We start from the raw sequence: 23,135 nt of genomic DNA, 5'->3' as shown, positions 1-23,135 counted from the left end.
CGCGATACGACAAATTGGCCAGCAGCTTCAGGGCCATGGTATGCCTGGCGTGCATAGACCGTTGCCTCCGGGCAGACTTTTCGGACAAAACCTAGCCGATCGATCTGGTTATGGTCATGGCAACCCCATACTGTGTCAACAACACCCCCCACGCCTCTCATGGAAGCGCACCTTGGGGGGTTACTTTTTGTATCGCCTGCAAGGCCGGGGTAGGCTGGGGAAAATAAAGACTGATTCGCAGGGGATCATATGGCGGACAGCAGGGAAGCCCGCTTTCAGCAGGACATCATCGAGGCCATGACGGCCCACGGCTGGAAGGCCGGCACGGCCGGCGGCTTTGAGCGCACCTCGGCGCTCTACACCGAGGATCTGCTCGGCTATGTGCGCGAGGCCTGGCCCGAGCGCTGGGAGAAGTTCTGCAAGGCCAACCCCCAGGCGCCGGAGCAGGTGTTCGTGCAGAAGGTGGTCCGCGAGTTGGAGCGGGCCGGCACCCTGGAGGTGCTGCGCCACGGCTTCAAGGTGCCAGGGGTGAAGTTCGACCTGTGCAGCTTCCAGCCCGACCACGGCATGAACCCGGATTCCCTGGCCCGCTATCGCGCCAACCGTCTGCGGGTGGTGCCGGAGGTCTCCTACTCGCCCCACGCCCGCGAGAAGGGCCAGGGCGGCGGCGACAGCTACAACCCCCGCCTCGACCTGGTGCTGTTCGTCAACGGCATTCCCACCGCGACGCTCGAGCTCAAGAGCCAGTTCAAGCAGACGGTGGAGAACGCCAAGCGCCAGTATCGCTTCGACCGCCCGATCAAGGATCCCGTCACCCGCAAGCCCGAGCCGCTGCTGACCTTCAAGCGCGGCGCCCTGGTCCACTTCGCGGTGAGCCAGGCCGAGGTGGCGATGACCACCCGGCTGGCCGGCAAGGACACCTTCTTCCTGCCCTTCAACCGCGGCACGGAGGAGGGTGGCGCCGGCAACCCGCCCGCGCCGGACGAGGCCAGCTACGCCACCGCCTACCTATGGGAGGAGGTCTTCGCCCCGGACGCCTGGCTGAAAGTGCTCGGCCGCTTCCTGCACCTGGAGAAGACGACCAGCGAGGACTTCCACGGCCACCGCACCACCAGGGAGACGCTGATCTTCCCTCGCTACCACCAGTGGGAGGTGGTCAACCGCCTGGTGCAGGCCACCCTGGCCGAGGGGCCGGGGCGCCGCCACCTGGTGCAGCACAGCGCCGGCTCCGGCAAGTCCAACTCCATCGCCTGGTGTGCCCACCAGCTGGCCAACCTCTACGCCGAGGACGGGAAGAAGCTGTTCAACTCGGTGATCGTGGTCACCGACCGCACGGTGCTCGACAGCCAGCTCCAGGACACCATCTACCAGTTCGAGCACGCCCACGGCGTGGTGCGACCCATCACCCGTGACATCGGCAGCCAGAGCAAGTCCGAGCAGCTCGCCGAGGCCCTGGCCAGCAACACCCGCATCATTATCGTGACCATCCAGACCTTTCCGGCGCTGTTCGATGCCCTGGACAAGCGCCCGCAGCTTGCCGAGGGCAACTACGCGGTGATCGCCGACGAGGCTCACTCCTCGCAGACCGGCAGCTCGGCCAGCAAGCTCAAGGCGCTGCTGGCGGCCGCGGGGAAGGCTGCAGAGGATGATGAGGGCGAGCGTGAGGGCGGCGGCGAGCTGGAAGTGAGCGCCGAGGCCATGCTGGACGCCGCCGTGGCCTCACGGCGCCCCAGCGAGCGCATCAGCAACTACGCCTTCACCGCCACCCCCAAGGCCAAGACCCTGGAACTGTTCGGTCGGCCGGCGAACCGGCGCCCGCCGGATCCCGATCTTCCGCCCAGCGGCGACAACAAGCCCGAGCCGTTCCATCTCTACTCCATGCGCCAGGCCATCGAGGAGGGCTTCATCCTCGACGTGCTGCAGAACTACGTCACCTACAGCACCGCCTGGAAGCTCGCTCACCCCGAGGGCGAAGACCAGGAGGTCGATTCCAAGAAGGCCTCGCGCACCCTGGCCAAGTGGGTGCGCCTGCACCCCTACAACATCGCCCAGCGGGTGGAGGTGATCGTAGAGCACTACCGCGACAACGTGCGCCACCTGCTCGATGGCCAGGCCAAGGCCATGGTGGTCACCGCCAGCCGCCAGGAGGCGGTGCGCTACCAGCTGGCCATGCGCCGGTACATCGAGGAGCAGGGCTACGCCGACGTTCACCCCATGGTGGCCTTCTCCGGCAGCGTGCCGGCCGACGAGGTGATCCCCGAGGAGGTCACCGAGACCAGCCGGCTCCTCAACCCCGGGCTCAAGGGGCGTGACCTGGCCGAGGCGTTCGACACCGACGACTACAACGTGATGATCGCCGCCAACAAGTTCCAGACCGGCTTCGACCAGCCCAAGCTCTGCGCCATGTACGTGGACAAGAAGCTCCAGGGTGTGGACTGCGTGCAGACCCTCTCGCGGCTCAACCGGCTGTTTCCCGGCAAGCAGACCTTCATCCTCGACTTCTACAACGACGAGCAGGAGATCCTCGACGCTTTTGCGCCTTACTATCGCAAGGCCGAGCTGGCCGACGTCTCCGACCCCAACGTGGTCTTTGATCTGCAGCGCAGCCTGGACGCCAGCGGCATCTACCACTGGGAAGAAGTCAAGGCCTTCGCCAAGGCCTTCTTCGATCCCAAGGCGCCCGCTTCGAGCCTCAGCTACCACTGCCGTCCCGCCCAGGACCGCTTCAAGCAGCGCTACCAGCTGGCCCTGGAGCAACTCCAGATCTGGAAGGAGGCTCGCCAGGCCGCCGAACAGAATGGCGACGACAAGGGCCGCCAGCGCGCCGAGCAAGAGCTCAAGGACGCCGGCACCACCCGCGACGAGCTCGACCTGTTCCGCAAGAACCTGCAGAGCTTCGTGCGCACCTACGAGTTCCTCAGCCAGATCGTCACCTTCGACGACCCCGAGCTGGAGCAGCTGTGTGTCTTCGCCCGCCATCTCCATCCGCTGCTACGTACCGACCGCCTGCTGGAAGAGGAAAGCATCGATGTCAGCGAGCTGGAACTAACCCACTACCGCCTCACCAAGCGCGAGGAGAAGCGCCTGCGCCTGGAGGAGGCCGAGGGCGACTACGGCCTCACCCCGGTCAGCGAGGTGGGCTCCGGCAAGCCCTTTGATCCCGAGAAGCAGCGCCTGGCCGAGATCATCGACCGGCTCAACGACCTCTACGGCGCCGAGGTCAGCGATGACGACAAGCTGCACTTCGCCAATGGCATCGCCGACCGTATCGAGCGCGACGAAGCGGTAATGGCTCAGGTGCGCCACCACAGCGAGGACCAGGTGATGCATGGCCTCTTCCCGAAGAAGGTCACCGACGCCGTTCTTGATGCTCTCAGTGACCACGAGAAGCTCAGCATGCCGTTGCTGGAGGATGAGGAGACGGGAAGGCAGTTTGCGCTGTTGATCCTCAAGCTGTTGGCGGGTAGATCTCGGGAAGGTCCAGAACTAAGTGTGTAATGCAATTACCTTTGGGTTTGTGAGTAGCCGTGCTTAAATCTTGGTCGGTAATTGCCCCTTGTTGCTTCTGGTTTTTGGTGGATTTTATCAATGGGTCTGAAAATCGATAGTCGAAAAGGAGGGTGAGTCGTGCGTGCAGCTCGTATAAAAATTCATAATTTTAGAGGCATAAAGCAGGCGACGCTTCTACTGCCCAAACATGGCGTTTTTATCGGCGACAATAATACTGGAAAAACAACAATCCTAGAAGCGCTCGATCTGGTCCTAGGTCCCGATCGACTTAATCGGCGTCCGGCCATCGACGAGCATGACTTTTTTAGAGGTGTCTATACGCTAACAACCGGTGCATTTCAAGGTGATAGTGGGCCTGAGGTAGAGGTAGAGGGTGATGATGGCATCCCTATCCCTACTGTCGATGAAGTGGAAAAAAAAGAAGAGGCACCGAAAATTGAGATTGAGGTGACTGTTGCCGATCTTACCGAAGAGCAGAATGCGACGTTTGGAGATTATATAGAATTTTGGGATGCATCAGCTGATATTTTTTATGAATCTCCGGACCCTGAGGGCGTTGATGGTGAAACTATCACTGAAGCCCTTCGCGTCACCTTTCATGGCTGGTACGACGATGAGGAAGATGATTTTGAGGGAAATACCTATTTCACTCGTAGTCTTATCGAGGCTGATAAGCCTGTGGGATTCTCTAGGAAGTATAAGCAGGTATGCGGTTTCTTATATCTCCGTACTTTACGGACGGGCTCCCGGGCCTTGAGCTTGGAGCGAGGCAGCTTGCTCGATATTATATTACGCCTTCAAGAAGTCCGGCCTCAGATGTGGGAGAACACCCTCTGCACTTTGTCCGATATCCCTGTGGCGAGTGACCCAAATCTAGGCGTTTCGTCTGTGCTCGAGAGTATCAATACGGCTCTTAAAAGGTATGTTCCAAAAGAATGGGGAGTCGAGCCCCATCTAAGAGTATCACATCTAACCCGTGAGCATCTGCGTAAGGTCATCACTGCTTTCATTGCTACAGGTGAAGGAGAACACTCGGCGCCGTTCTACCGTCAAGGAACGGGAACCATTAATATGCTCGTTCTTGCAATGCTTTCCCAGATTGCAGAAAGCAAGCAAAATGTTATTTTCGCCATGGAAGAGCCAGAGACGGCGATACCTCCATATGCGCAGAAACGTATTGTCCATGAAGTTTGTGGGCTAGCCTCCCAAACTCTCTTTACATCTCATTCTCCTTATGTGTTGGAAGAGTTTTCCATTGAAGATACGGTTGTACTTTCACGCGATGCTGAAGGCTTTCTTGCACGGAAATTAATTACTCTTCCTGCCAATGTAAAGCTAAAGCGTTACCGGCAAGAATTCCGTACTCGCTTTTGCGAGGGGTTGCTCGCTCGCCGGATTATAGTTGCTGAAGGAGCAACTGAAGCATCGGCGTTTCCAGTGGCTTGCCGCATTCTTTCTGAGCTAAGGCCTGACCTATATTCTTCTCTTGAGGCTTTGGGGGTTTGTGTCGTTGATGCCGACGGTGAGAGTAATATACCTGGAATCGCACAGCTTTATCGAGAGCTTGGAAAGAATGTCTTCGCAATTTGTGATAAACAGGAAGCCGATAACAAAGCCTTGATCCAAGCTCAGGTCGAGCTACTGTTGATGCATGGCGAAAAAGGTTTCGAGAACATGGTGTTGAAAGGCGCGTCCAAGTCAGCCCTGAAGCGTTTCGCACAGCAAATTGACTGGCCGCAGTACCTGGCTAAGAAATACCCCGAACCTGAAGAATATGCGGAAGAAGCATTGGCAGATTATTTTGCGCGCTCTAAAGCGAACTGGGGGATTGCAGACTTTCTTGCTCAATGCAGTGAATCTGAAATGCCAGATTGGCTCAAGAGTGCATGCCAAAGGATAAATCACTATTGTACACTTGATATTGAAGGTTTCCGGCTCTTATGGGGCGACCCAGTGGCCGGCGATGAAGACGGTGCGCCCACTGAAACAGGCTCAAACCTAGAGGACGGTGCCGATGGATCTGACTAAAGGACAACGAGATGTCATAGAGGCTTACGGCCATCTCTTGGTAACCGGCGGGCCGGGGTCAGGAAAGACCACCATTTCCATCCTCAAGGCGTCACAGATAGCTGAACGAAACCTTCGCCCGTGGCAGAAAATTCTGTTCCTCAGCTTCGCTCGCGCAACAGTATCCCGAGTGGTCGAAGCAATTAGTTATGAGCAGCAGATTCCTCCCGCTCAAAGGCGAGGCATCAACGTCGAAACTTACCATTCCTTTTTCTGGCGCATCCTTAAGGCCCATGGTTATCTTATCGGATTGCCACGGCGGCTGTCCATCCTCACGCCGCCGAGTGAAGCGATCAGCCTCGCGGACGTTAGGTCCGGCTTTCCAGCCAGAAAACTCACCGACGAACAGAAGGCTGCTAAGAAGGTGGCCGAAGAAGCCGAACGTACGCGCCTTGCAAGGGAAGAAGGGCGTGTGTGCTTTGATCTCTTCGCCCCCCACGTCGGCGACCTTCTGCACAGTAGTGCACGTATTCGTTGCCTTATCGCTAACATGTATCCTGTCATCATCCTTGATGAGTTTCAGGACACCAATAGCGAACAGTGGCGTGTTATCCAGGCGCTTGGCGAATTTTGTCGTCTCATTGCGCTCGCGGATCCGGAGCAGCGTATCTATGATTGGATCGGTGCCAATCCTGCACGGCTTGACCATTTTCGAGAAGCTTTTAAACCGGAAGAGGTAGATCTCAGCACAGACAACCACCGCAGTGCTGGAACAGAGATTGCCATGTTCGGCAACGACATACTCACCGGAACATTCCGGAAAGATTCATACAGTGGGATCGACTTCGATACCTTTGATTCAATCCATAATCTAGCGATGACAAAGCTGATTACGGGGGTCTATGGAGCTAGAAAACGCCTCTTGGATGCTGGTGTCAGCGCTTGGTCATTGGCCATTCTGGTTCCGACCAAGAAGATGACGCGGATGGTGTCGGATGCCCTGCGTAAACCACCTGACAGCATGGCCGAAGTGCCGCACACCGCTGTTATAGAAATGGAAGCGGCTATTCTCGGAGCCGAGATCATAGCGCTTTTGATGCAGCCCGATGATGGCCGGCACTTCGCTCAATTTATTGGCCTGATGTGCAATTACTATCAGGGGAAGGGCGGTGATAAACCTACGCAAAGTGCGCTCAAGGAGGCCACAAATATTCGCAAGGCCTATGAAGAGTTGCTGGCATGTCAGGCCGCGGGAAAAGCTATGCGTAAGAATAGCATCCTTGTCAATATGATCGCTGTCTATGAGCAGGCCTGTGCCATCAAATTGACGGGTAACCCAGACAAGGACTGGCGTGCAGTGCGACGGGTTCTGGAAGATGGTGCATGCAAGCGTCTGCAAGAGGTTTCGAGCGAGGTGCGCAACGTACGTATCCTGGATCGTGGCACGCAGCTTCGCCAAGAGCTTTCACAGAATTGGAGAGACAACGGCAACTATCGCAATGCACTAGCGATAACACGGAAAGCCTTTATCCAGGAGCACTTTTCGATGAGCGAGAAGCCTGAGTTTGGTGTCATCGTGATGAATATGCATAAAGCCAAGGGAAAACAGTTTGATGAAGTTATTATCTTCGAAGGCTGGCCACGCATGAAGAGAGGCCAGATCATTTACAATGGCGACCGCATCGTGCGTTTCAATTCCCGGGATCAAGTAGATGACCAAGCACGCCAGAACTTCCGTGTCAGCGTCACCAGGGGAAAACGCCAGACAACTATACTGACCCCGAATAGTGATCCCTGTGTCCTACTGCTTCCTGACGAATGAAAGGTGCTAAGCCGCTCGAATATCATCGCTTCGGCCATCGAGAGCCACCACGCTGTCTAGCCACGGGTGTACTGGATCACTCTTCATCACTCTTCATCACTCTTCGGAGTACAATACCGGTACAGATACCAGCTTCGTATGCTATCCTCACCTTTCGCTAACCTACTGATTCAAAAGAACTGTACCTTTCGCTTGATTACCGTTTCTTTTTCTTGTGTGTCAGTAACTTATTGTTTTAAAAGCGAACTCATAATCCCTTGGTTGCAGGTTCAAGTCCTGCTGGGCCCACCATGCTTTATCGTTCCTCTCTGTCCATTGCTGCTGAGTAAAATCACTGTTCCTGACCGGTCAAAGCCTGCCGGGCAGTCTCACTGGACATGAACACTCCGGGCTCTTCTCCCCACAGCATGCCGATGGGGACGGCGTAGCAGCCCGGCACCTTCAGCTTCAGGCAGTGGCGACCGGTGTAGATCAGCATGCCGCCCTGGAAATGTTTGCCAGCCTGGTCGGCAAGGCGGGCGAGGCCGGCGGCGTCCTTGGCCTGTACGCTCGCGGCGCGCTTGACCTCTACGCCCCAAAGCTCCTGGCCGCGCTCGATGACCAGGTCGACCTCTGCCTGGTCCTTGTCCCGGTAGTGGGAGAAGCGCAATCCGGGTCGACCCAGGAGGCCTGGGCCATCAGCTGCTCGACCACGTGACTCTCCAGAAAGGCACCGAAGCGTTCCGCCTGGGTCAGTCACTGGTCTGGCGCCAGTCGCGTCAGGGCAGCGGCCAGTCCGGTATCGATGAGGTGCAGCTTGCAGGATTTCCGGGGACGTACCCCGATGTCCCTCTCGCGGCTCAACCGGCTGTTTCCCGAGGAATCGAGGACGTACCACAATTCCCTCATACCCCAATTCCCTCACCATGCCAGCGATGAACTTCTGGTTCGTGTTGCTATCATGGATTGCATTGATGATGCTTCAGGAGAGCAGGCATGGCCAGCATCACGATTCGCAACCTGGATGACGAGCTGAAGGCCGAGCTCCGCCTGGCGGCGGCGCGCCATGGGCACTCCATGGAAGAAGAGGTGCGTCTGATCCTGCGGCGCGCGCTGGCGCCAGTGCCGCAGCAGGGGTTAGGAAGCCGAATCCGGCAGAGGTTCGCCGAAGAGGGCGGGGTTGAACTGAAGACGCCAAGCCGCCAGCAGCGGCCGCGCGCGGCGGAGTTCGAAGAGTGATCGTTCTGGATACCAACGTGCTCTCCGAGCTGATGCGCATTGCTCCTAAGCCGCGTGTTGTCGCCTGGCTGGATGCCCAGGAGCCTTCCTCGGTGGCCATCACCGCGATCACCGTGGCCGAGATTCTCTACGGCATCCAGCGCTTGCCGGAGGGGCGGCGCAGGCGCGCCCTGGCGTCTGCTGCTGCCGCCATGTTCGAGGAGGACTTCGCCGGTCGCATCCTGGCCTTCGATGCCGAGGCGGCGGTTTGCTATGCCGAGTGCGTTGCCGCCAGCGAACAGGCGGGCAGGGCGGTACAGATGGCAGATGCCCAGATCGGTGCGATCTGTCTCCTGCATCAGGCGGTGCTTGCCACTCGCAACACCAGGGACTTCGAGTCGCTCGGGGTTTCGCTTGTCGACCCATGGCGACATCTCGCTGGGGAGCCATGAGGCGAAATGGGGACGTACCCTGAGAAGGTGTTTACAAATTCAAGTGGTGCTGGTCAATCGCTTCAAAAGTTGCCTACCTGATGCCAGCCAAACCCACGCCTCAGATACATCAGTGAGGCGATCATGGTGCATGATCAGCCGCCGAGACTTTTCTATCCAAGAAAAGGTTCTCTCGACTACCCATCGTTTGGGTTGAACTACAAAACCATGCATATTCGTAGGCTGGGTGAAGAGGTCTTCTTGCTCAGGAGGACACCAGCTTCCTACTTTTCCACTCCTAGGACGTCGAATGATATCGACTGAAACTCCGTGTTGTTGATTTATGGTTTGGGCGCATTGACCAGCATAAGCACTATCTACAAAAACCTTTGATATTGAAGGATATTTCTCTACTGCGCTGGCCATGACAGGATGCGCGCCATGGGGGTCCTGGATGCAGGCAGCTGTGACACTAACCGCTAGAACAAGTCCTAGCGTGTCAACTAATACATGTCGTTTTCGGCCTTTTACCTTCTTCCCTGCATCGTATCCACTCTCGCCTCCCTGAGGGGAGTGACGCGTTGATTGAGCATCCAATACTGCTGCAGTTGGTTCCGCATTTCGCCCCTCTCGTTCACGCCACTGCGTACGTAACCGGTCATGCATTTTTTCGAATTTTCCCTCTGCGCTCCATCGCCGGAAAGTTCGATATACATTTTGCCAAGGCGGGAACTCTTTTGGCAACATCCGCCACGAGCAGCCACTCCTGACCACGTAACAGCAGGCATCGACAAGTAGGCGCCTTGGGTAACGCGGAGGAACTCCACGGCCACCTTCCGTTTCAAAGATGTCTGATACAAGCCCCCACTCAGCATCAGTTAAACAGCTTGGATACTGCTGCTCTGGGGCTTGGTGACGATGTTGGTCAGTGTACCCATAGGGAGAGGGTTCCTCTGTTCTGGGCGGGGAATCCTCTGTAGTCGACGGCCCTCTTATGCGCTTAAAGCCATGATATTTCATCTGTTTAGATAGGTGATCCTCATGAATGTTTACGCCGGTTCGGCGAGCAAGTTCATCACGAAGTTCACCAAGGCTTGACTCTGGTTTCTCAGTGATAATTTCACGTATGACCGCAAGTTCCCGTTCCTGGATCTTGCTTGGAGGACCTCGTTTCGCCATCTACTGCCCTGCCTTTGTATATCCCAAAATATATATCAGCACAGCATAGACTATTTTGTAAACACCTTCTGACGAATCCCCACGAGTTATGTGCTATTCGTCGCATAATGCCTGCTCCCTAACCTCCTCGCGAAGGCTCTTTCGGAGGATTTCCCAGGAGGGCCAGGGCACGGCACCCGGCTGATGACGCCGAAGCCACTCCAGTCCCAAGCGCCATACGGACAGCACGTTTCGGTGCCGGATACTGTTGCTCTGATAGCGACGGTGTTGCCTGCTGGCTCGGACGTCCAGGCCGGCCACCATCACGGCCAGGTTCGCCAGCATGGCAATCAACAGCAGGATCTCGATGCGCTTGCCCTGCCGAGATCGGTGCATGCCGAAGCCCAGCCCGAACAGGGGGCTCTTGATGTCGCGGAAGCCTTCTTCAATCTGCATGCGCTGCCGGTAGATAGCGACCAGCTTATCCGCCAGCGTGGAGCGCTCCGGCAGGTTGCTGACCAGCACCCAAGGTTCCTTCTGGCGCTGGGCCATCGCCCGACTGCGGCCCTCGTGGGAGACTTGGCCTCGCTTATTGCGATGCTTGCGACCCTTGGGTGGCCGGTGATAGAGCACCATGTGGGTGGTCAGCGGGTTACTCTCGGCGATCTCGACAGACCCCAGCGATTGCGGCACTGAGGTCGCTTGTTGAAACAAGGCCGTTACGGGCTGCCACTCACCGCCAGGCACTTGGCAGCGCGTGGGGCTGCGTACCCGGCCAACGTAGTACCAACCACGCGCCTCGACCGCCTTGAACCACGGGTTACGGAAGCCGGCATCGGTGACCAGGATCGGCGTGGCGCTGTCAGGCAGGATCTCGGCCAAGGCCGCGAGCAAGTACGCTTCGCAGTGCTGGCAACCGTCCTTGTGGTGGACCTTTTCAAAAATCGGCAGTGAGCGCCCGGCAAAGGGCACCGCGGCGCGCAGCAGGAACTGCCGGCCGCGATCATCGATCGGCGACCAGTCCACCAGAATCAGCGGGCGCGTGGTGTGGCCGACCAGCAGGGTAGCCACAAGCCAATAGAACAGCGGTCGCTCTTGGTGCAGGTGAGGGTTGCCCAGCAACCGATCGACCCGCTTGATGGTGTGTTTGGTATCCACCGGTCCCGGCAAGGCGCGGCCCAGGGCAGTCAAGCCCAGGCGGCGCTCGCCCAACAGGGCCCCCACCGTGTCGAGCAGTGCCTGCAGGCGTTTGGCATGGACCACGGGGAGTGATGAGGTAAGCAGAGTATGCAAGAATCGAGGGGCCTGCATGGGTCTCCTTCGGCATATTGTGTGTTTGGCGACTTACAACATGCCGGCCCATGCAGGCCTTTTCAATTATATCCTTTTGATTTTACTGTCCATTTCCTGGGGGTACGTCAGGGACGTACCCCGATTTCCTGGCAGCGGGTGTGATCACCTCGAGGCTCGCGACTTGGCGTACCCGCCGACCAAGTGATAGACATGACCCTGCCTGCCGACGGGCCTCGACCGTCGAAATAGCCAGGTCGCCTGCCGATGAGCAGGCCTGGAGCGACCCGGAGACCATCACCGCCGAAGGGGGAGAACATGCGACTATTCGACAGGGACCGCCGCGAGGAGAACCCTCGCACCCGTCGGCTCTACGCTGTCTGGGAGCTCGTCTATACCTTCGTCGATTTCGGTGCGGCGACGACCTTCTTGATCGGTTCGGTGCTGTTCCTCTACGAGAGCCTGCATACCGTCGCGACCTGGTGCTTCATCGTCGGCTCGGTGCTGTTCGCCTTCAAGCCCACCATCCGCACCTGGCGCGATATCAAGCTGGCCTCGATGGGCAAGGTGGAAGAGCTCGAGCGGAAGGAGTAACAGGGCTCCGTGACGGAAATCGAGGACGTACCCCGATTCGCCAGCAGCGTCCGGTTGCTGGTTAGTGTAGCGTCCAATTGCGGGTTATTACATCGTCCAGTTGCTGGCTAATGGCCCGTCCAATTGCGGGTTGCTGGTTCACCCGAGAAGCATCACCACCGCCCCGTAGGCCGCCACCCCCGCGGCCACCGGCCAGCCCAGAGTACGCTTGCGCCACCACACGGCCAGCGTCACCAGCACGCCGATGGCCGTGGCGAGCCAGGCAAGCGGGCCGGGTGTCACCGGCACCAGCGAGACCCCGAGCACGGCGGCGATCATCAGCGGCCCAAGCAGGCCGAGCCACTGGGGCATGGCCTCGGGCCCTGCGTCGCCGAGCCGCTCGAGGCGGCGCTGCATCCACAGCAGCGGCAATAGGCGCATCAGCAGGGTACCCAGCGCCGCGGCCAGCACGGCGATCCACAGGGCGCTACTCATGGCGGTCTCCTTTTGCGGTAGGGCCGAACTTCGCGACCTGGAAGCACAGCGCGCCACAGGCGGCGGCGAGGGGAATCGCCACGTTGGTCAGTCCCACAAGCGTCAGCAGCAGGGCGGCGGCGATGGTCATGCCCAGCGCCAGGCTCCAGCGCCGGGAGGTGAAACGGGGTGCTACCAGCACCAGGAAGAGGGCGGGCAGGGCGAAAGGCAGGATCTCGCCCATCAGGGCCCAGCGGGCGATCAGTTCGCCGCCGGCCACGGCCCCCAGCGCCGTGCCGCCGATCCAGCTCGCCCAGGCCAGCAGGGCGGCGCCGGTGAACCAGCCGAGGCGCTGCGCTTCCGGCAGTTGAGGCAGGCGGGCGTGGGCCAGGGCGAAGACCTGATCGGTCAAGGTGTGCATCAGCCAGGGCCACCCGCGGCTGGACGTCAGCCAGGGCGCCAGGTTGGGCGCGTAGACCACATGACGCACATTGATCAACAGGGTCATGGCCACCACCAGCCATAGCGGCGAGCCGGCGGCGATCATGCCGACAAACAAAAACTGTGACGCCCCGGCGTAGAACAGCACCGAGATGATCACGGCCTCCCAGGCGCTGAAGCCGGCCTGGGTGGCGATCAGCCCGAAGGAGATGGCGACCGGCACATAGCCGCCGAGCAGCGGAAAGGCCTCCCGCATGCCGGTCAACCAAGGGCGGGCCGGGGAGGTGGCGGCTTGCAGGCTCATGAGGTGGGCTCCTGGTGATAGACGACGCTGAGCAGCAGCGTGGCCCAAGCATCGCCGGTGCGGTAGAGGTGGGGCCGGTCGGCGGCGAAGGTGAGGCTGTCGCCGGCGGAGAGCGGCCGAGTCTCACCCTCAGGCCCGGCCTCCAGTTCGCCGCTGATCAGGGTGAGGGTTTCCTGGGCGCCGGGGGTATGAGGCTCGGCGAGACGCATGGTATGGGGGGCGCAGCGCATCCAGTAGGCGTCGACCTGGGGCGTGTCCTTGCCCTGGTCAAGCAGGCGTACCTCCACGCCGTCCTCGCCCAAGGGCACGCTGATCGGCGCCACCAGGGTGCCGAAGGGGACTTTCAGCTGTACCGCCAGGCGCCAGATGGTGTCCAGGGTGGGATTGCCGTTGCCCTGCTCGAGGCGCGACAGGTTCGACTTGGCGATGCCGGCGGCGGCGGCCAGCTGCGAAAGCGACCAGCCTCGCGCCAGGCGCAAGGCCTGCAGGTGCCGGCCCAGGGTACCGAGGGAGAGCGGGTCCATGAAGAGTGGCCTCGAGATGTTCCTTTTAACGAACGTTCTATAAAAGGAACAAGGGCCTGTCAACCGCTTTGCTGGCCGGGCAAGGGGCGGGAGGCAAGGGCGAGGGGTATCAAACCCGCTGGATCGGGCCGGGGTAGCGGGCGACCGTGGCGTCTGCCGTGAGCAGCAGGATGCCTTCGCTTTCCGCCTGGGCGATCAGCATGCGGTCGAACGGGTCGCGATGGATAGGGGGCAGATGGTGTACGGCCAGGGCATGGCCGCTGGTGATGGGGAGTTCGACATAGCCGTTGTCCACCAGACCTCGGCGCAGTAGGTAGGGGTCGACCCTGAAGTCTTCCCGCCCGAGGCCGGCCTTGATGGTGATTTCCCAGATGCTTGCCGAACTGAACCAGAGTTCGTTGGACTCGTCGAGAAGCCGCGCACGTGCTGTCTCGGAGAGCCGTTCGGGGTGTGAAGCCGCCCACAGCAGCAGGTGGGTATCCAGCAACAGAATCATCTGGGACAGCCCTCGAATTCATCGGCGATGATGTCGCCCCCCATGGTGTCGAAATCCTCAGGAATCTCGAAGGCGCCTTTCAGGAAGCCCAAGCGCTGGCTCTGGCCGCTCGCGGGGGCATCCATGGGCGTCAGCTTGGCGATGGGGCGACCGGCCTTGGCAATTACCACGCTTTCCCCCTGGGCGACACGGGCCAGCAGGCGTGAGAGATGGGTCTTGGCCTCGTGGATGTTCACTATATCCATACCTAGCTCCTGGTGCGTTAAGACTAAACTAGATTGGTCTAGGCTAATCTGCCTGGCCAGAATCCGCCAAGGTCGCCCCTTCTCTTCCCTGTGCCGGGGAAGGAGCCACGGCGTGAGGACGTCCAGGGTGATACGCGTTTAACCACACGGATCGGCGTGATGGGAGCATAGGAAATCGTGTGCACCGCCGGACGACGCACGCGGGCCGCTGGCAGATGAGTTGCGCAACGAGGCGGTGAAGGCAGCGCCGGGGGAGATCACTGCCAGCGCTGGCGGTAACCGTGCCGCCGCCACGGGTCCCGGTCGCACGGCATGAGATGGAGAGGCTGCCACACAAGGCGAATGCCAAGAGGAGACTGTCCCGTATGCAGGGGCTAACCAGACGACAGCTGCTGAAAGCCAGCACCGCGATGCTGATCATGCCGCTATTGGGGGGCCGTGTGTCGGCGCAGAGCGGGCTCGAAGCGATCGCTGCAAAGGCCGAGCGGCTGGACCAGCTTCGGTCGCTTGTCGTGCAGCAGGTCGGTCAGCGTCTGTTTGCCGAGGCGTTCCGGGGCCCGGCGCTGGATCGGCCGGCCAACATCAAATCAGTCTCCAAGACCCTCGTTGCGCTTCTCACAGGCATCGCCATCGACCGAGGGCTCCTCGATGGCCCCGATCAGCGTGTCCTGCCGCTTTTGGACCGTGAGCCCTTTGGGGATGCGCGCGACAGCCTGACGATCGGGCACCTCTTGAGCATGCAAGCCGGTCTCGCGAGTACCTCGGGCGAGCATTATGGCGAGTGGGTCACCAGCAGCGACTGGGTCGACTATGCGCTGACTCGCCCGCTGGAGGGGCGGCCGGGTGGCCGGTTTATCTATTCCACCGGCGGTTGGCATATTCTGGGCGCGGCGCTTTCGCGGGCGTCAGGCCATAGCCTGCTTCGACTGGCGCGAGAGTGGCTGGGCAACCCGCTGGATATCGCCATCCCGCCCTGGGTCACCGATCCGCAGGGGCGCTATCTGGGTGGCAATGAGATGGCGATCAGCCCCTTGGGACTGGCCCGGCTTGGCGAGTTGATAGTGAACGGCGGCCAGATTGATGGACGGCGTGTGATCAGCGAAGGCTGGATTCAGACGTCGTGGCAACCACGCGGACGCTCGCCGTTCTCCGGTGATCAATACGGCTATGGCTGGTTCCTGACGCGTTACGCGGGGCAGCAGGCTGCCTACGCGCGGGGCTATGGCGGGCAGATGCTGGTCGTTGTGCCTGACCGGCACCTGTCCATTGCGATTACCTCGGATCCCCACCGCCCGGCCCGTAGTGACGGACACTTCGGCGACCTGCAAGCATTGGTGGAGCGGATCGTGGAGGCTGTCTGACCATGTAAGGCCATGGCGACGATCAACGTGTCGAAGCTGCGCACCTAGTCGGTGTCGGCGAATCGCCAGTGATAAAAGGCAGCGCAATCCGGGATGTGGACGACGGCGTTATGGCCGGCCGACACTGAAAGGAAATCCCCGCGGAACAAGCCGGCTGTCGCTGTCTCGGCAAGCTGGCCCGTCAATCAGATGCCTGGAGGAGCGACCATGCGCATCAATGCCGATTTCTCGCAGAGAGCCTCCGTCACCCCCGAACAGTACCAGTGGCTGACCGCCCCCCAGGGCGGCGTCGAACGGGTGATGCTCGACCGGCTGGGGGCCGAGAAGGCCCGCGCCACCAGCATCGTGCGCTACGCGCCCGACTCCCACTTCCCGCGCCATGGGCATCCCGGTGGCGAGGAGATCCTGGTGCTGTCCGGCACCTTCTCCGACGAGGGGGGCGACTATCCGGCCGGCTGGTATGTGCGCAATCCGCCGGGCTCGGCCCACGAGCCCTTCAGCCGCGAGGGGGCCACCCTCTTCGTCAAGCTCTGGCAGATGCCGCCGGAAGAAGACCGCCGGGTGCGCATCGACACCCGCGATCCGGCCTCCTGGCGGCGCGAGGACGATGGCTGCGAGGTCTGCCCGCTGTTCTCGAGCGATGCCGAGCGGGTCTGCCTGCACCGCCTGGCACCGGGGAAAGCCCTGCTCGCCGAGGCGGTGAACGGTGCCGAGCTGCTGGTGCTGGACGGGGAGCTCCTGGCCGATGGCGAGCCCTACCCCCAGGGTAGCTGGATCCGCCTGCCCGTCGGCGATCAACCGCGGATCGTCGCCGGCGCACAGGGCGTCAGCGTCTATCTCAAGACCGGCCATCTGGCCGAGGTGATCGGGGAGGGGTAGGCGTATCGCGTCGTGTCTACCCTTCCAATGGCCCGCCGTTGATCGCCGAGAGTGCCTCGTTGGCCTCGAAAACCTGCGCCTCGATGCCGCTGATGCCCATGCCTTCCAGGCGGGCGGTATGCATCTGGCGGTAGGCTTCGGCCTCCTTGCGGGTGGCAAACAGATAGACGCCACCGGCGCGCTGGCCCTTCGGGTCTTCCGTCCAGATCTTCCAGATCAGGCCGGGCTCGTCATTGATGGACTTGGCCAGCGGCTTCATGGCCTCGACCATCGCCTTGCCGAAGGGGCCGTCGAAGGGAAAATGCACCTGAAGAATCGCGGCCATGAGGACCTCCTGGTCGGGTCGGCTAGACGAATTCGGGGTCGTCGGTCCGGAAAATCGTGGCGTCCTCACCGGGCAGGGCCACGGAGAACTCGCCGCCGCCGAGGTAGGTGACCGGGTGGCCTTCGCGGGTATGCAGGGTAGGCTCACCCTCGACGGCGCCGGTGTGGGCGAGCTCGCTGAGTTCCTTCACGCTGGTGTGGATGTCGATCATCACCTCGCGGCCCTGGTCGTCGAAGGCCATGACGGTGCGTTCGTGGTCGCTCATGGAAAGGCTCCGGCTGCATTGTCTTCCCACCAGTATCGGTGTTTTGCGCAGGCGGGGCGAGTGCGGGACCCAAGCATCAAGGGGTGAAGTGGACCCCGAAATTCGTACCAGGCGCTAAGCTCTGATCATTCCGACAGGAGAAACGGATCTTGAGCAAGGAAATGCAGACGATACACTGCCGGTTTCAAGGCCAAGGTGGCCCTCGCCGCCCTCAGGGTCGACCAGACCACATCGAAACGCTGCCCGCTTCGAGATCCATCCCACCATGGTAAGCCAGTGGAAGCGCGAGCTACTGGACAACGCCGCCGGCCTCAGAACGAACCCACCAGGGTGCCCACGGTAATCAGCAGCACCAGCGAGACAAGGGGCGCAACGACGGCGACCATCGCGATATCGAGATAGGCCTGGCGGTGCGACAAGCCGCAGATGGAGAGTAACGTGATCACCGCGCCGTTATGCGGTAGCGCATCCAGTCCGCCGGTGGCCACTGCCGTGACCCGGTGCATCAACTCGGGCGCAATGCCGGCTGCCTGGCCCATGGCCAGGTAGGCGTCACCCAGTGTGGCCAGGGCGATGCTCATGCCGCCCGAGGCCGATCCGGTCATGCCCGCCAGCAGGTTGACCGCGATGGCGAGCGAGATCAGTGGGTTGTCTCCCCCCACCGAGGTTACCCAGGCGCTGATCGTGTCGAAGGCCGCGAGCGACGCGATCACCGAACCGAAACCGACCAGGCTGGCGGTATTGAAGATCGGCAACAGCGAGGCATTGGCGCCGCTGTCGAGGGTGGTGGTGAGGGTCTTCAGGCGTTGCCGGTTGGTGAGGATGATGACCCCGATGGCGATCACCAGGGCGGCGATCACCGACCAGACCCCGCGCACCGCCTCGAGGCTGGTCGCGCCATACAGCGGTTCGGCCAGGTAGCCCGTCTCCATGGCCGGGATCACCACCGCGGTGAACAGCAGGTTCAGCGCGATGACCAGCACGATCGGCAGCAGCGCCAGTGGCAGGGAGGGCAGCGAGCCGCAGGGCTGCCGAGGGGCGACCTCGGCCAAGTCGAAGCCTTCGCCTGCCGCGTGTTCGCGCAGGTTACCGACCACCTGCGGATCGTCGTGGTGTTCGTCGCTGCCTTCTCCGGCCCGTCGGGCCTGACGGGCCCGGTAGTTCAGCCAGGCCTGTCCCAACACCAGCATGACGAGCCCGGTGAGGATGCCAAGCCCCGGCGCGGCAAAGGGGGTGGTGCCGAAATAGGGCATGGGAATGGCGTTCTGGATGGCCGGCGTACCCGGTAGCGCCGTCATGGTGAAGGTGAAGGCTCCCAGGGCGATGGTGCCGGGGATCAGCCGCTTGGGCAGGCTGGCCTGGCGAAACAGGGCCGCGGCGATCGGGTAGACCGCGAAGGCCACCACGAAAAGCGAGACGCCGCCATAGGTCATCACCGCGCAGGAGAGTACCACCGCCAGGATGGCGCGCGAGTCGCCCAGGCGCTCGACGATGGCGCTCGCCAGTACCTCGGCACTGCCCGAATCCTCCATCAACTTGCCGAACACCGCTCCCAGCAGGAACAGCGGAAAGTAACGGACGATGAAATCACCCGCGGCGCCCATGAAGACCTGGGTGTAGCTGGCCAGCAGCGGGGTGTCGACCGAGACCAGTGCCACCAGCGCGGCCAGGGCCGGCGCCAGGATCAACAGGCTGAGGCCGCGATAGGCGAGATACATCAACAGCAGCAACGCAATGGCGATCGCCGTGATACCGATCATCAACTGTTCCCTTGGGTATGTCCTGGGGGTGTTGCATCCGGTGCCGAGACCGGACGAAACGTGTCCGCGAAGACCGCATTCAGGTCGAAGGTCGAGCGCTCGCCCAGGGCGTCGAAGTGCTCCTCCAGCCACCGGCCGGCCCAGGCGCGACCCTGGGCATGCAGGCGGGAGATGAAGTCCCATTCGGCATTCATCTTGCTGGAGGCGCTCAGCGCTTCGGCATCGTGCTCGGCATGGATCAGATGCAGGCGCATCGCGCGGTAACTCTCGAGTTCCAGCCCCTCCGCCTCGATTAATTGATGCAACAACTGAATGCTGCGCAGCTCCTTGATCAAGCTCGAGTTGAAGGTGATTTCATTGATCCGGTTGATGATCTCCCGGGCACTGTCGGGCAGCTTGCGACGCACGAGGGGGTTGACCTGGACCACCACCAGGTCACGGCAGCCCTGATCGTCGACCAGCGGATAGAGCGCCGGGTTGCCGCTGTAGCCGCCGTCCCAGTAGGCCTCGCCATCGATCTCCACTGCCGGGAACATGAAGGGCAGGCAGGCCGACGCCATCACGATATCGACCGTCAGCTCGGGCTGGCGAAATATCTTTGCCCGCCCGGTGCGCACATTAGTAGCGGTGACGAACAGCTTGACCTTGCGGCAGGCGTTGACCCGTTCGAAATCGACCAACTTGAGTACCAGGTCGCGCAGCGGGTTGATGGCAAGGGGGTTGAGCTTGGCGGGGGCGATCAGCTGCGTGAGGCTCTCGAAAAGCAGATAGCTCGGTGAATGGTCGAGGCTGTCGTTACCCATCAGCCGGTCCCAGGGGCTGCGCTGAACGGGCGAAAAGCGTGCCGCATCGCTGACCGCCTTCCAGAAGGTATGCAGTGCCGCACGAGCACCATCGCGACCGCCCTCGTGTAGCCCGTCGGCCAGCACCACGGCATTCATGGCTCCCGCGCTGGTGCCGCTGATCCCGTCGATTTCCAGCCGATCTTCTTCCAGCAGACGATCCAGAACGCCCCAGGTCAAGGCCCCATGCGAGCCGCCGCCCTGCAGTGCCAGATCGATGCGTTTCCTTTGGCCCGTCGCCATAATCGCTCCTGTGCAAGCATGAATGCTGCAGCGCAGTGTAGGCTGTCTGTCAGCCTCTGTCTCTTCTTGACTCGGCCGTGCCCCAAGGCCACCTGCCCCCGCCCGATGAGTGCCGGATCTGGTATCCGGATCGTCCGGCCGGTCAGCGGCCGCCTCCCCGCAACTGCCACGAGCTGCATCATCATCAGGTGCCACCCGGCGCCAGGCTGATTCGAGGCTGAACCCGCCGGAGCGGATGTCATGGTCCAGGGGGAGTGACCAATCTGAGGTGAGAGCACTCCCTGCCAGGGCGCAGCACCGCAGTGGGCTTCACGATAAGCCCGCTTCACTGGCACGAGCCGCGCTGGCCGTTTCCCCCTCTCTAGCCTTCCTCGCCTGACGGATCAGCCAGAGTCCGACCAGCGAGACCCCGGCGAGGATGGCGAAGACCGTGGTGTAGTGGCCGAGCAGGCCGTGCAGCGCGGTGACGGTGGGCAGGCCAAGCAGCACGCCGCCGTAGGTGAAGACCAGGCAGCCACCGGCGGCGTCGGCGATGTGGCGGGGTGGGGCCAGCTGGGTGATCTCGGCCATGAAAACGCCGTTCCAGCCCAGCGAGGAGAGGCTCAGCAGGCAGAGCAGGCCCGCCACCAGTGGCTTGGGCCAGGCCGGCGTCAGGCTCGCCACCAGCAGGGCACCGACGGCGGTGGTGCAGGCGATGACGGCTAGCGCCGTCAGGCGGTCGCCGAGCCGGTCGCCGACCCAGCCCCAGCCGATGCGTCCCGCCACACCGCTGATCTGCACGCCGGACATCACCAGCCCCGCTTCCACCAGGCCGAAGGCCAGGTCCTCCACCAGCAGCGCCACGGTGAACGCCGAGACCGAGAGCTGGATCGCCGAAAAGCACAGGCTGAGCAGGGCGACGTTGCGCAGCGAGCGTTGCCGCCACACCACGGCGAGCCCAGCAAAGGGCGTGGCCAGCCAGGGCGTGCGCGGATCGCGCTGGTCGTCCCAGCCTGCGCGAAGCCCTTGCAGGGCAATAATGCCGATCAGGGCGATGGCGGCGAGCAGGAGCAGCCCGGCCTGCCAGCCCACCGCCAGGGCCAGGGCGGGAGCGCTGGCACCGGCGATCACGCCGCCGAGGGGCACGCCGGACTGCTTCAGCGAGAAGATCAGCCCGCGCCGCTCGGGGGGCGTGAAGCGCACCAGCAGCACCGAGGCAGACGGGTTGGTCATGCCGTAGCCAAACCCGGCGATCAGCGAGGCCAGGGCGAAGCTCGGCAGGGCCGGGATCGTCAGCAGGGCGGCTCCTCCGCCCAGCAAGGCCAGGGAGACTTGGCTGGTGCGACAGGGGCCCAGGCGTCGGGTCAGGGGGCCGCCCACCAACGAGGTGATCATGGCACCAGCGAAGATCAGGCTGACCTGCAGGCCCACCGTGGCGGAGGAGACGCCCAGTGCCCCGGCTAGCTCCGGGGCGATGGCGGCGGGAAATAGCGCCACCAGTGAGGAGAAGGCCAGAACCAGGGTCGTGGACAGCAGGACGATGATCGGCACGGGCTCAGCTTACCCGGTCCTGCGGCACCTGGCGCAGGTGACTGGCGGTCTGGCCGCCGGACAGGCCCAGCACCAGAAAGATCGGCAAGCCGATAGCGATCAGCCCCACCAGAACGACCCGGACAATGACGGAATCCATGGCAGTCTCCTTCAGATCACGCCATCGGTGCGCAGGGCGTCGATGGCATCGGGGGCCAGCCCAAGCCAGTCGGAAAGGACGGCCTCGGTGTGCTCGCCCAACTGGGGGCCCACCTGTCGCACGCGTCCGGGGGTATCGGAGAGCCGTGGGAAGACGTTCTGCATGGGCAGTGGCTTGCCATGGCGGTCGGGTACCTCGACGATCGCTTCACGGGCCTTGAAGTGCGGGTCGGCCAACATGTCGGGAGCGCGATAAACGAGCCCCGCCGGGACCCCGGCCTCGGCGAGGATATCGACCACCTGCTGGGCATCGTGCTGTCGTGTCCAGGTGGCCACCAGGTCGTCGAGAACCTGCTGGTGTTCTCCACGGGCGCGGTGGGTAGCGTAGTCGGGATGATCGGCCAGGCGGGGCTGGCCCATGGCCTCGCAGAGGCGACGGAAGACGGTGTCCTGGTTGGCGCCGATGACCACATCGCGTCCATCGCGAGCCGGATAGGTGTTGGAGGGCGCGATTCCCGGCAGGAAGCTGCCACTGCGTTCGCGCACCTTGCCCGCACGAGCGTACTCGGGAATCAGGTTCTCCATCATTGCCAGCACCGACTCGAAGATCGAGCTATCGACCACCTGACCGCGACCGGTCCGCTCGCGCTGGTGGAGCGCCATCATGGTGCCTAGGGCCGCATGCAGGCCAGCGAGTGTGTCGCCGATGGAAATGCCCACGCGTACCGGCGGGCGATCCGGGTAGCCGCTCAGGTAACGTAGCCCGCCCATGGCTTCGCATACCGAGGCAAAGCCGGCTCGCGAGGCATAGGGGCCGTCCTGGCCGAAGCCCGTGACACGCACCATCACCAGGCCGGGATTGGCGCGGACGAGCGACTCGTAGCTCAGGTCCCAGCGCTCCATGGTGCCGAGGCGGAAGTTTTCGATGATCACGTCGGCCTGGCTGGCCAGTTCGCGCAGCAGGTCTTGGCCGCGCGTCTGGCGCAGGTCCAGGGTGACCGACTGCTTGTTGCGGCCGATGACGTTCCACCACAGCGGCTCGCCCGTATCCTGGTCGGCTTCTCCCCACTGGCGCATGGCGTCGCCCTTGCCGGGCGGTTCGATCTTGATCACCTGAGCGCCGAAATCAGCCAGCACTTGGCCGCAGTAAGGGCCAGCAATCAACTGGCCGAGTTCGAGGATCCTGATGTTGCTGAGGGGCATCGGGGCTTGCGTGTCGTGTTCATTCATCAGATTTTTCGCGGGATACCCGGTACTTTTAGTGCCGGGAGGGATAGCGAGTCGCCCGCAGGGCGACCTACGCCACCGCCCGTCCCGCTC

23 protein-coding genes are annotated in these 23,135 nt (G+C 61.9%); 8 read left to right on the top strand and 15 right to left on the bottom strand.

Annotated features, from left to right (window positions below):
• Positions 1-249 precede the first annotated feature (249 nt).
• From FHR94_RS18875 to FHR94_RS18865, 3 genes are all read left to right on the top strand, one after another.
• On the top strand, positions 250-3,498 hold the full coding sequence (locus FHR94_RS18875; RefSeq protein ID WP_183328233.1) for a type I restriction endonuclease subunit R: 3,249 nt from the start codon (positions 250-252) through the stop codon (positions 3,496-3,498).
• Between the two features lie 129 nt (positions 3,499-3,627).
• Positions 3,628-5,538, top strand: coding sequence for an AAA family ATPase (locus FHR94_RS18870; RefSeq protein ID WP_183328231.1), 1,911 nt, complete (start codon positions 3,628-3,630; stop codon positions 5,536-5,538).
• Positions 5,525-7,339, top strand: coding sequence for a UvrD-helicase domain-containing protein (locus FHR94_RS18865; protein WP_183328229.1), 1,815 nt, complete (start codon positions 5,525-5,527; stop codon positions 7,337-7,339). The genes FHR94_RS18870 and FHR94_RS18865 overlap by 14 nt, the downstream gene beginning before the upstream one ends.
• Positions 7,340-7,670: 331 nt before the next feature.
• On the opposite strand, the gene FHR94_RS18860 is transcribed toward FHR94_RS18865, so the two are convergent.
• A complete protein-coding gene (locus FHR94_RS18860) occupies positions 7,671-7,988 on the bottom strand; it encodes a DUF4143 domain-containing protein (protein ID WP_183328227.1) in 318 nt (105 codons plus the stop codon).
• Positions 7,989-8,314: 326 nt separating this feature from the next.
• Here FHR94_RS18860 and FHR94_RS18855 point away from each other — a divergent pair, with 326 nt between their 5' ends.
• Together FHR94_RS18855 and FHR94_RS18850 are read left to right on the top strand one after the other, a co-directional pair.
• Complete coding sequence (locus tag FHR94_RS18855; protein ID WP_183328225.1) at positions 8,315-8,557, top strand: FitA-like ribbon-helix-helix domain-containing protein; 243 nt, start codon at positions 8,315-8,317, stop codon at positions 8,555-8,557.
• A complete protein-coding gene (locus tag FHR94_RS18850; RefSeq protein ID WP_183328223.1) occupies positions 8,554-8,988 on the top strand; it encodes a PIN domain-containing protein in 435 nt (144 codons plus the stop codon). Before FHR94_RS18855 ends, FHR94_RS18850 begins: the two co-directional genes overlap by 4 nt.
• A gap of 39 nt (positions 8,989-9,027) precedes the next feature.
• Here FHR94_RS18850 and FHR94_RS18845 read toward each other — a convergent pair whose 3' ends face one another.
• Positions 9,028-10,146, bottom strand: a complete 1,119-nt coding sequence (locus tag FHR94_RS18845) for an IS5 family transposase (protein ID WP_183328221.1) — start codon at positions 10,144-10,146, stop codon at positions 9,028-9,030.
• 93 nt (positions 10,147-10,239) lie between these two features.
• Entirely contained in the window at positions 10,240-11,436 is a 1,197-nt protein-coding gene (locus FHR94_RS18840) for an IS4 family transposase (protein ID WP_183328219.1), read from the bottom strand.
• Positions 11,437-11,733: 297 nt separating this feature from the next.
• On the opposite strand from FHR94_RS18840, the gene FHR94_RS18835 reads away from it, so the two are divergent.
• On the top strand, positions 11,734-12,009 hold the full coding sequence (locus tag FHR94_RS18835; protein ID WP_183328217.1) for a YrhK family protein: 276 nt from the start codon (positions 11,734-11,736) through the stop codon (positions 12,007-12,009).
• Positions 12,010-12,147: 138 nt separating this feature from the next.
• Here the strand turns inward: FHR94_RS18835 and FHR94_RS18830 are convergent, their stop codons facing one another.
• The 5 genes from FHR94_RS18830 to FHR94_RS18810 all read right to left on the bottom strand — a co-directional run bounded on the left by FHR94_RS18830 (position 12,148) and on the right by FHR94_RS18810 (position 14,472).
• Complete coding sequence (locus FHR94_RS18830) at positions 12,148-12,483, bottom strand: AzlD domain-containing protein (protein ID WP_183328215.1); 336 nt, start codon at positions 12,481-12,483, stop codon at positions 12,148-12,150.
• Complete coding sequence (locus FHR94_RS18825; RefSeq protein WP_183328213.1) at positions 12,476-13,207, bottom strand: AzlC family ABC transporter permease; 732 nt, start codon at positions 13,205-13,207, stop codon at positions 12,476-12,478. The genes FHR94_RS18830 and FHR94_RS18825 overlap by 8 nt, the downstream gene beginning before the upstream one ends.
• On the bottom strand, positions 13,204-13,731 hold the full coding sequence (locus FHR94_RS18820) for a helix-turn-helix domain-containing protein (protein ID WP_183328211.1): 528 nt from the start codon (positions 13,729-13,731) through the stop codon (positions 13,204-13,206). The genes FHR94_RS18825 and FHR94_RS18820 overlap by 4 nt, the downstream gene beginning before the upstream one ends.
• A gap of 109 nt (positions 13,732-13,840) precedes the next feature.
• The gene (locus tag FHR94_RS18815) at positions 13,841-14,227 is read right to left on the bottom strand and encodes a type II toxin-antitoxin system VapC family toxin (RefSeq protein WP_183328208.1); all 387 of its coding nucleotides are present in this window, start codon (positions 14,225-14,227) and stop codon (positions 13,841-13,843) included.
• The gene (locus tag FHR94_RS18810; protein WP_183328206.1) at positions 14,224-14,472 is read right to left on the bottom strand and encodes a type II toxin-antitoxin system Phd/YefM family antitoxin; all 249 of its coding nucleotides are present in this window, start codon (positions 14,470-14,472) and stop codon (positions 14,224-14,226) included. Before FHR94_RS18810 ends, FHR94_RS18815 begins: the two co-directional genes overlap by 4 nt.
• 365 nt (positions 14,473-14,837) lie before the next feature.
• On the opposite strand from FHR94_RS18810, the gene FHR94_RS18805 reads away from it, so the two are divergent.
• Complete coding sequence (locus FHR94_RS18805; protein ID WP_183328204.1) at positions 14,838-15,833, top strand: serine hydrolase domain-containing protein; 996 nt, start codon at positions 14,838-14,840, stop codon at positions 15,831-15,833.
• Positions 15,834-16,040: 207 nt separating this feature from the next.
• Entirely contained in the window at positions 16,041-16,712 is a 672-nt protein-coding gene (locus tag FHR94_RS18800) for a cupin domain-containing protein (protein WP_183328202.1), read from the top strand.
• A 16-nt stretch (positions 16,713-16,728) separates the two neighbouring features.
• Here FHR94_RS18800 and FHR94_RS18795 read toward each other — a convergent pair whose 3' ends face one another.
• From FHR94_RS18795 to FHR94_RS18770, 7 genes are all read right to left on the bottom strand, one after another.
• Positions 16,729-17,037 (bottom strand): monooxygenase, encoded by a 309-nt coding sequence (locus tag FHR94_RS18795; RefSeq protein ID WP_183328200.1) that lies wholly within the window; start codon positions 17,035-17,037, stop codon positions 16,729-16,731.
• A gap of 22 nt (positions 17,038-17,059) precedes the next feature.
• Positions 17,060-17,302, bottom strand: coding sequence for a hypothetical protein (locus FHR94_RS18790; protein ID WP_183328198.1), 243 nt, complete (start codon positions 17,300-17,302; stop codon positions 17,060-17,062).
• A gap of 311 nt (positions 17,303-17,613) precedes the next feature.
• Entirely contained in the window at positions 17,614-19,062 is a 1,449-nt protein-coding gene (locus FHR94_RS18785; RefSeq protein WP_183328196.1) for a GntP family permease, read from the bottom strand.
• Positions 19,062-20,147 (bottom strand): patatin-like phospholipase family protein, encoded by a 1,086-nt coding sequence (locus tag FHR94_RS18780; RefSeq protein ID WP_183328194.1) that lies wholly within the window; start codon positions 20,145-20,147, stop codon positions 19,062-19,064. The genes FHR94_RS18785 and FHR94_RS18780 overlap by 1 nt, the downstream gene beginning before the upstream one ends.
• 309 nt (positions 20,148-20,456) lie before the next feature.
• Complete coding sequence (locus FHR94_RS18775) at positions 20,457-21,677, bottom strand: MFS transporter (protein ID WP_183328192.1); 1,221 nt, start codon at positions 21,675-21,677, stop codon at positions 20,457-20,459.
• 4 nt (positions 21,678-21,681) lie between these two features.
• On the bottom strand, positions 21,682-21,816 hold the full coding sequence (locus tag FHR94_RS19920) for a hypothetical protein (protein ID WP_281376088.1): 135 nt from the start codon (positions 21,814-21,816) through the stop codon (positions 21,682-21,684).
• Between the two features lie 11 nt (positions 21,817-21,827).
• Positions 21,828-23,045: a CaiB/BaiF CoA transferase family protein gene (locus FHR94_RS18770; RefSeq protein WP_183328190.1), complete on the bottom strand. Its 1,218-nt coding sequence runs from the start codon at positions 23,043-23,045 to the stop codon at positions 21,828-21,830.
• Positions 23,046-23,135 lie beyond the last annotated feature (90 nt).

Origin of the sequence: Halomonas cerina (assembly GCF_014192215.1) — a bacterium.
In the GTDB taxonomy this organism is placed as follows: Bacteria; Pseudomonadota; Gammaproteobacteria; order Pseudomonadales; family Halomonadaceae; genus Halomonas; species Halomonas cerina.
This window is presented reverse-complemented; position numbering and strand designations above follow the sequence as displayed.

Bases quoted from the DNA above. Each gene is read 5' to 3' on its own strand.
- FHR94_RS18875 (WP_183328233.1), top strand. From the start codon at position 250: ATGGCGGACAGCAGGGAAGCCCGCTTTCAGCAGGACATCATCGAGGCC.
- FHR94_RS18865 (WP_183328229.1), top strand. From the start codon at position 5,525: ATGGATCTGACTAAAGGACAACGAGATGTCATAGAGGCTTACGGCCAT.
- FHR94_RS18855 (WP_183328225.1), top strand. From the start codon at position 8,315: ATGGCCAGCATCACGATTCGCAACCTGGATGACGAGCTGAAGGCCGAG.
- FHR94_RS18845 (WP_183328221.1), bottom strand. From the start codon at position 10,146: ATGGCGAAACGAGGTCCTCCAAGCAAGATCCAGGAACGGGAACTTGCG.
- FHR94_RS18840 (WP_183328219.1), bottom strand. From the start codon at position 11,436: ATGCAGGCCCCTCGATTCTTGCATACTCTGCTTACCTCATCACTCCCC.
- FHR94_RS18835 (WP_183328217.1), top strand. From the start codon at position 11,734: ATGCGACTATTCGACAGGGACCGCCGCGAGGAGAACCCTCGCACCCGT.
- FHR94_RS18830 (WP_183328215.1), bottom strand. From the start codon at position 12,483: ATGAGTAGCGCCCTGTGGATCGCCGTGCTGGCCGCGGCGCTGGGTACC.
- FHR94_RS18825 (WP_183328213.1), bottom strand. From the start codon at position 13,207: ATGAGCCTGCAAGCCGCCACCTCCCCGGCCCGCCCTTGGTTGACCGGC.
- FHR94_RS18820 (WP_183328211.1), bottom strand. From the start codon at position 13,731: ATGGACCCGCTCTCCCTCGGTACCCTGGGCCGGCACCTGCAGGCCTTG.
- FHR94_RS18815 (WP_183328208.1), bottom strand. From the start codon at position 14,227: ATGATTCTGTTGCTGGATACCCACCTGCTGCTGTGGGCGGCTTCACAC.
- FHR94_RS18810 (WP_183328206.1), bottom strand. From the start codon at position 14,472: ATGGATATAGTGAACATCCACGAGGCCAAGACCCATCTCTCACGCCTG.
- FHR94_RS18805 (WP_183328204.1), top strand. From the start codon at position 14,838: ATGCAGGGGCTAACCAGACGACAGCTGCTGAAAGCCAGCACCGCGATG.
- FHR94_RS18800 (WP_183328202.1), top strand. From the start codon at position 16,041: ATGCGCATCAATGCCGATTTCTCGCAGAGAGCCTCCGTCACCCCCGAA.
- FHR94_RS18795 (WP_183328200.1), bottom strand. From the start codon at position 17,037: ATGGCCGCGATTCTTCAGGTGCATTTTCCCTTCGACGGCCCCTTCGGC.
- FHR94_RS18790 (WP_183328198.1), bottom strand. From the start codon at position 17,302: ATGAGCGACCACGAACGCACCGTCATGGCCTTCGACGACCAGGGCCGC.
- FHR94_RS18785 (WP_183328196.1), bottom strand. From the start codon at position 19,062: ATGATCGGTATCACGGCGATCGCCATTGCGTTGCTGCTGTTGATGTAT.
- FHR94_RS18780 (WP_183328194.1), bottom strand. From the start codon at position 20,147: ATGGCGACGGGCCAAAGGAAACGCATCGATCTGGCACTGCAGGGCGGC.
- FHR94_RS19920 (WP_281376088.1), bottom strand. From the start codon at position 21,816: ATGGATTCCGTCATTGTCCGGGTCGTTCTGGTGGGGCTGATCGCTATC.
- FHR94_RS18770 (WP_183328190.1), bottom strand. From the start codon at position 23,045: ATGAATGAACACGACACGCAAGCCCCGATGCCCCTCAGCAACATCAGG.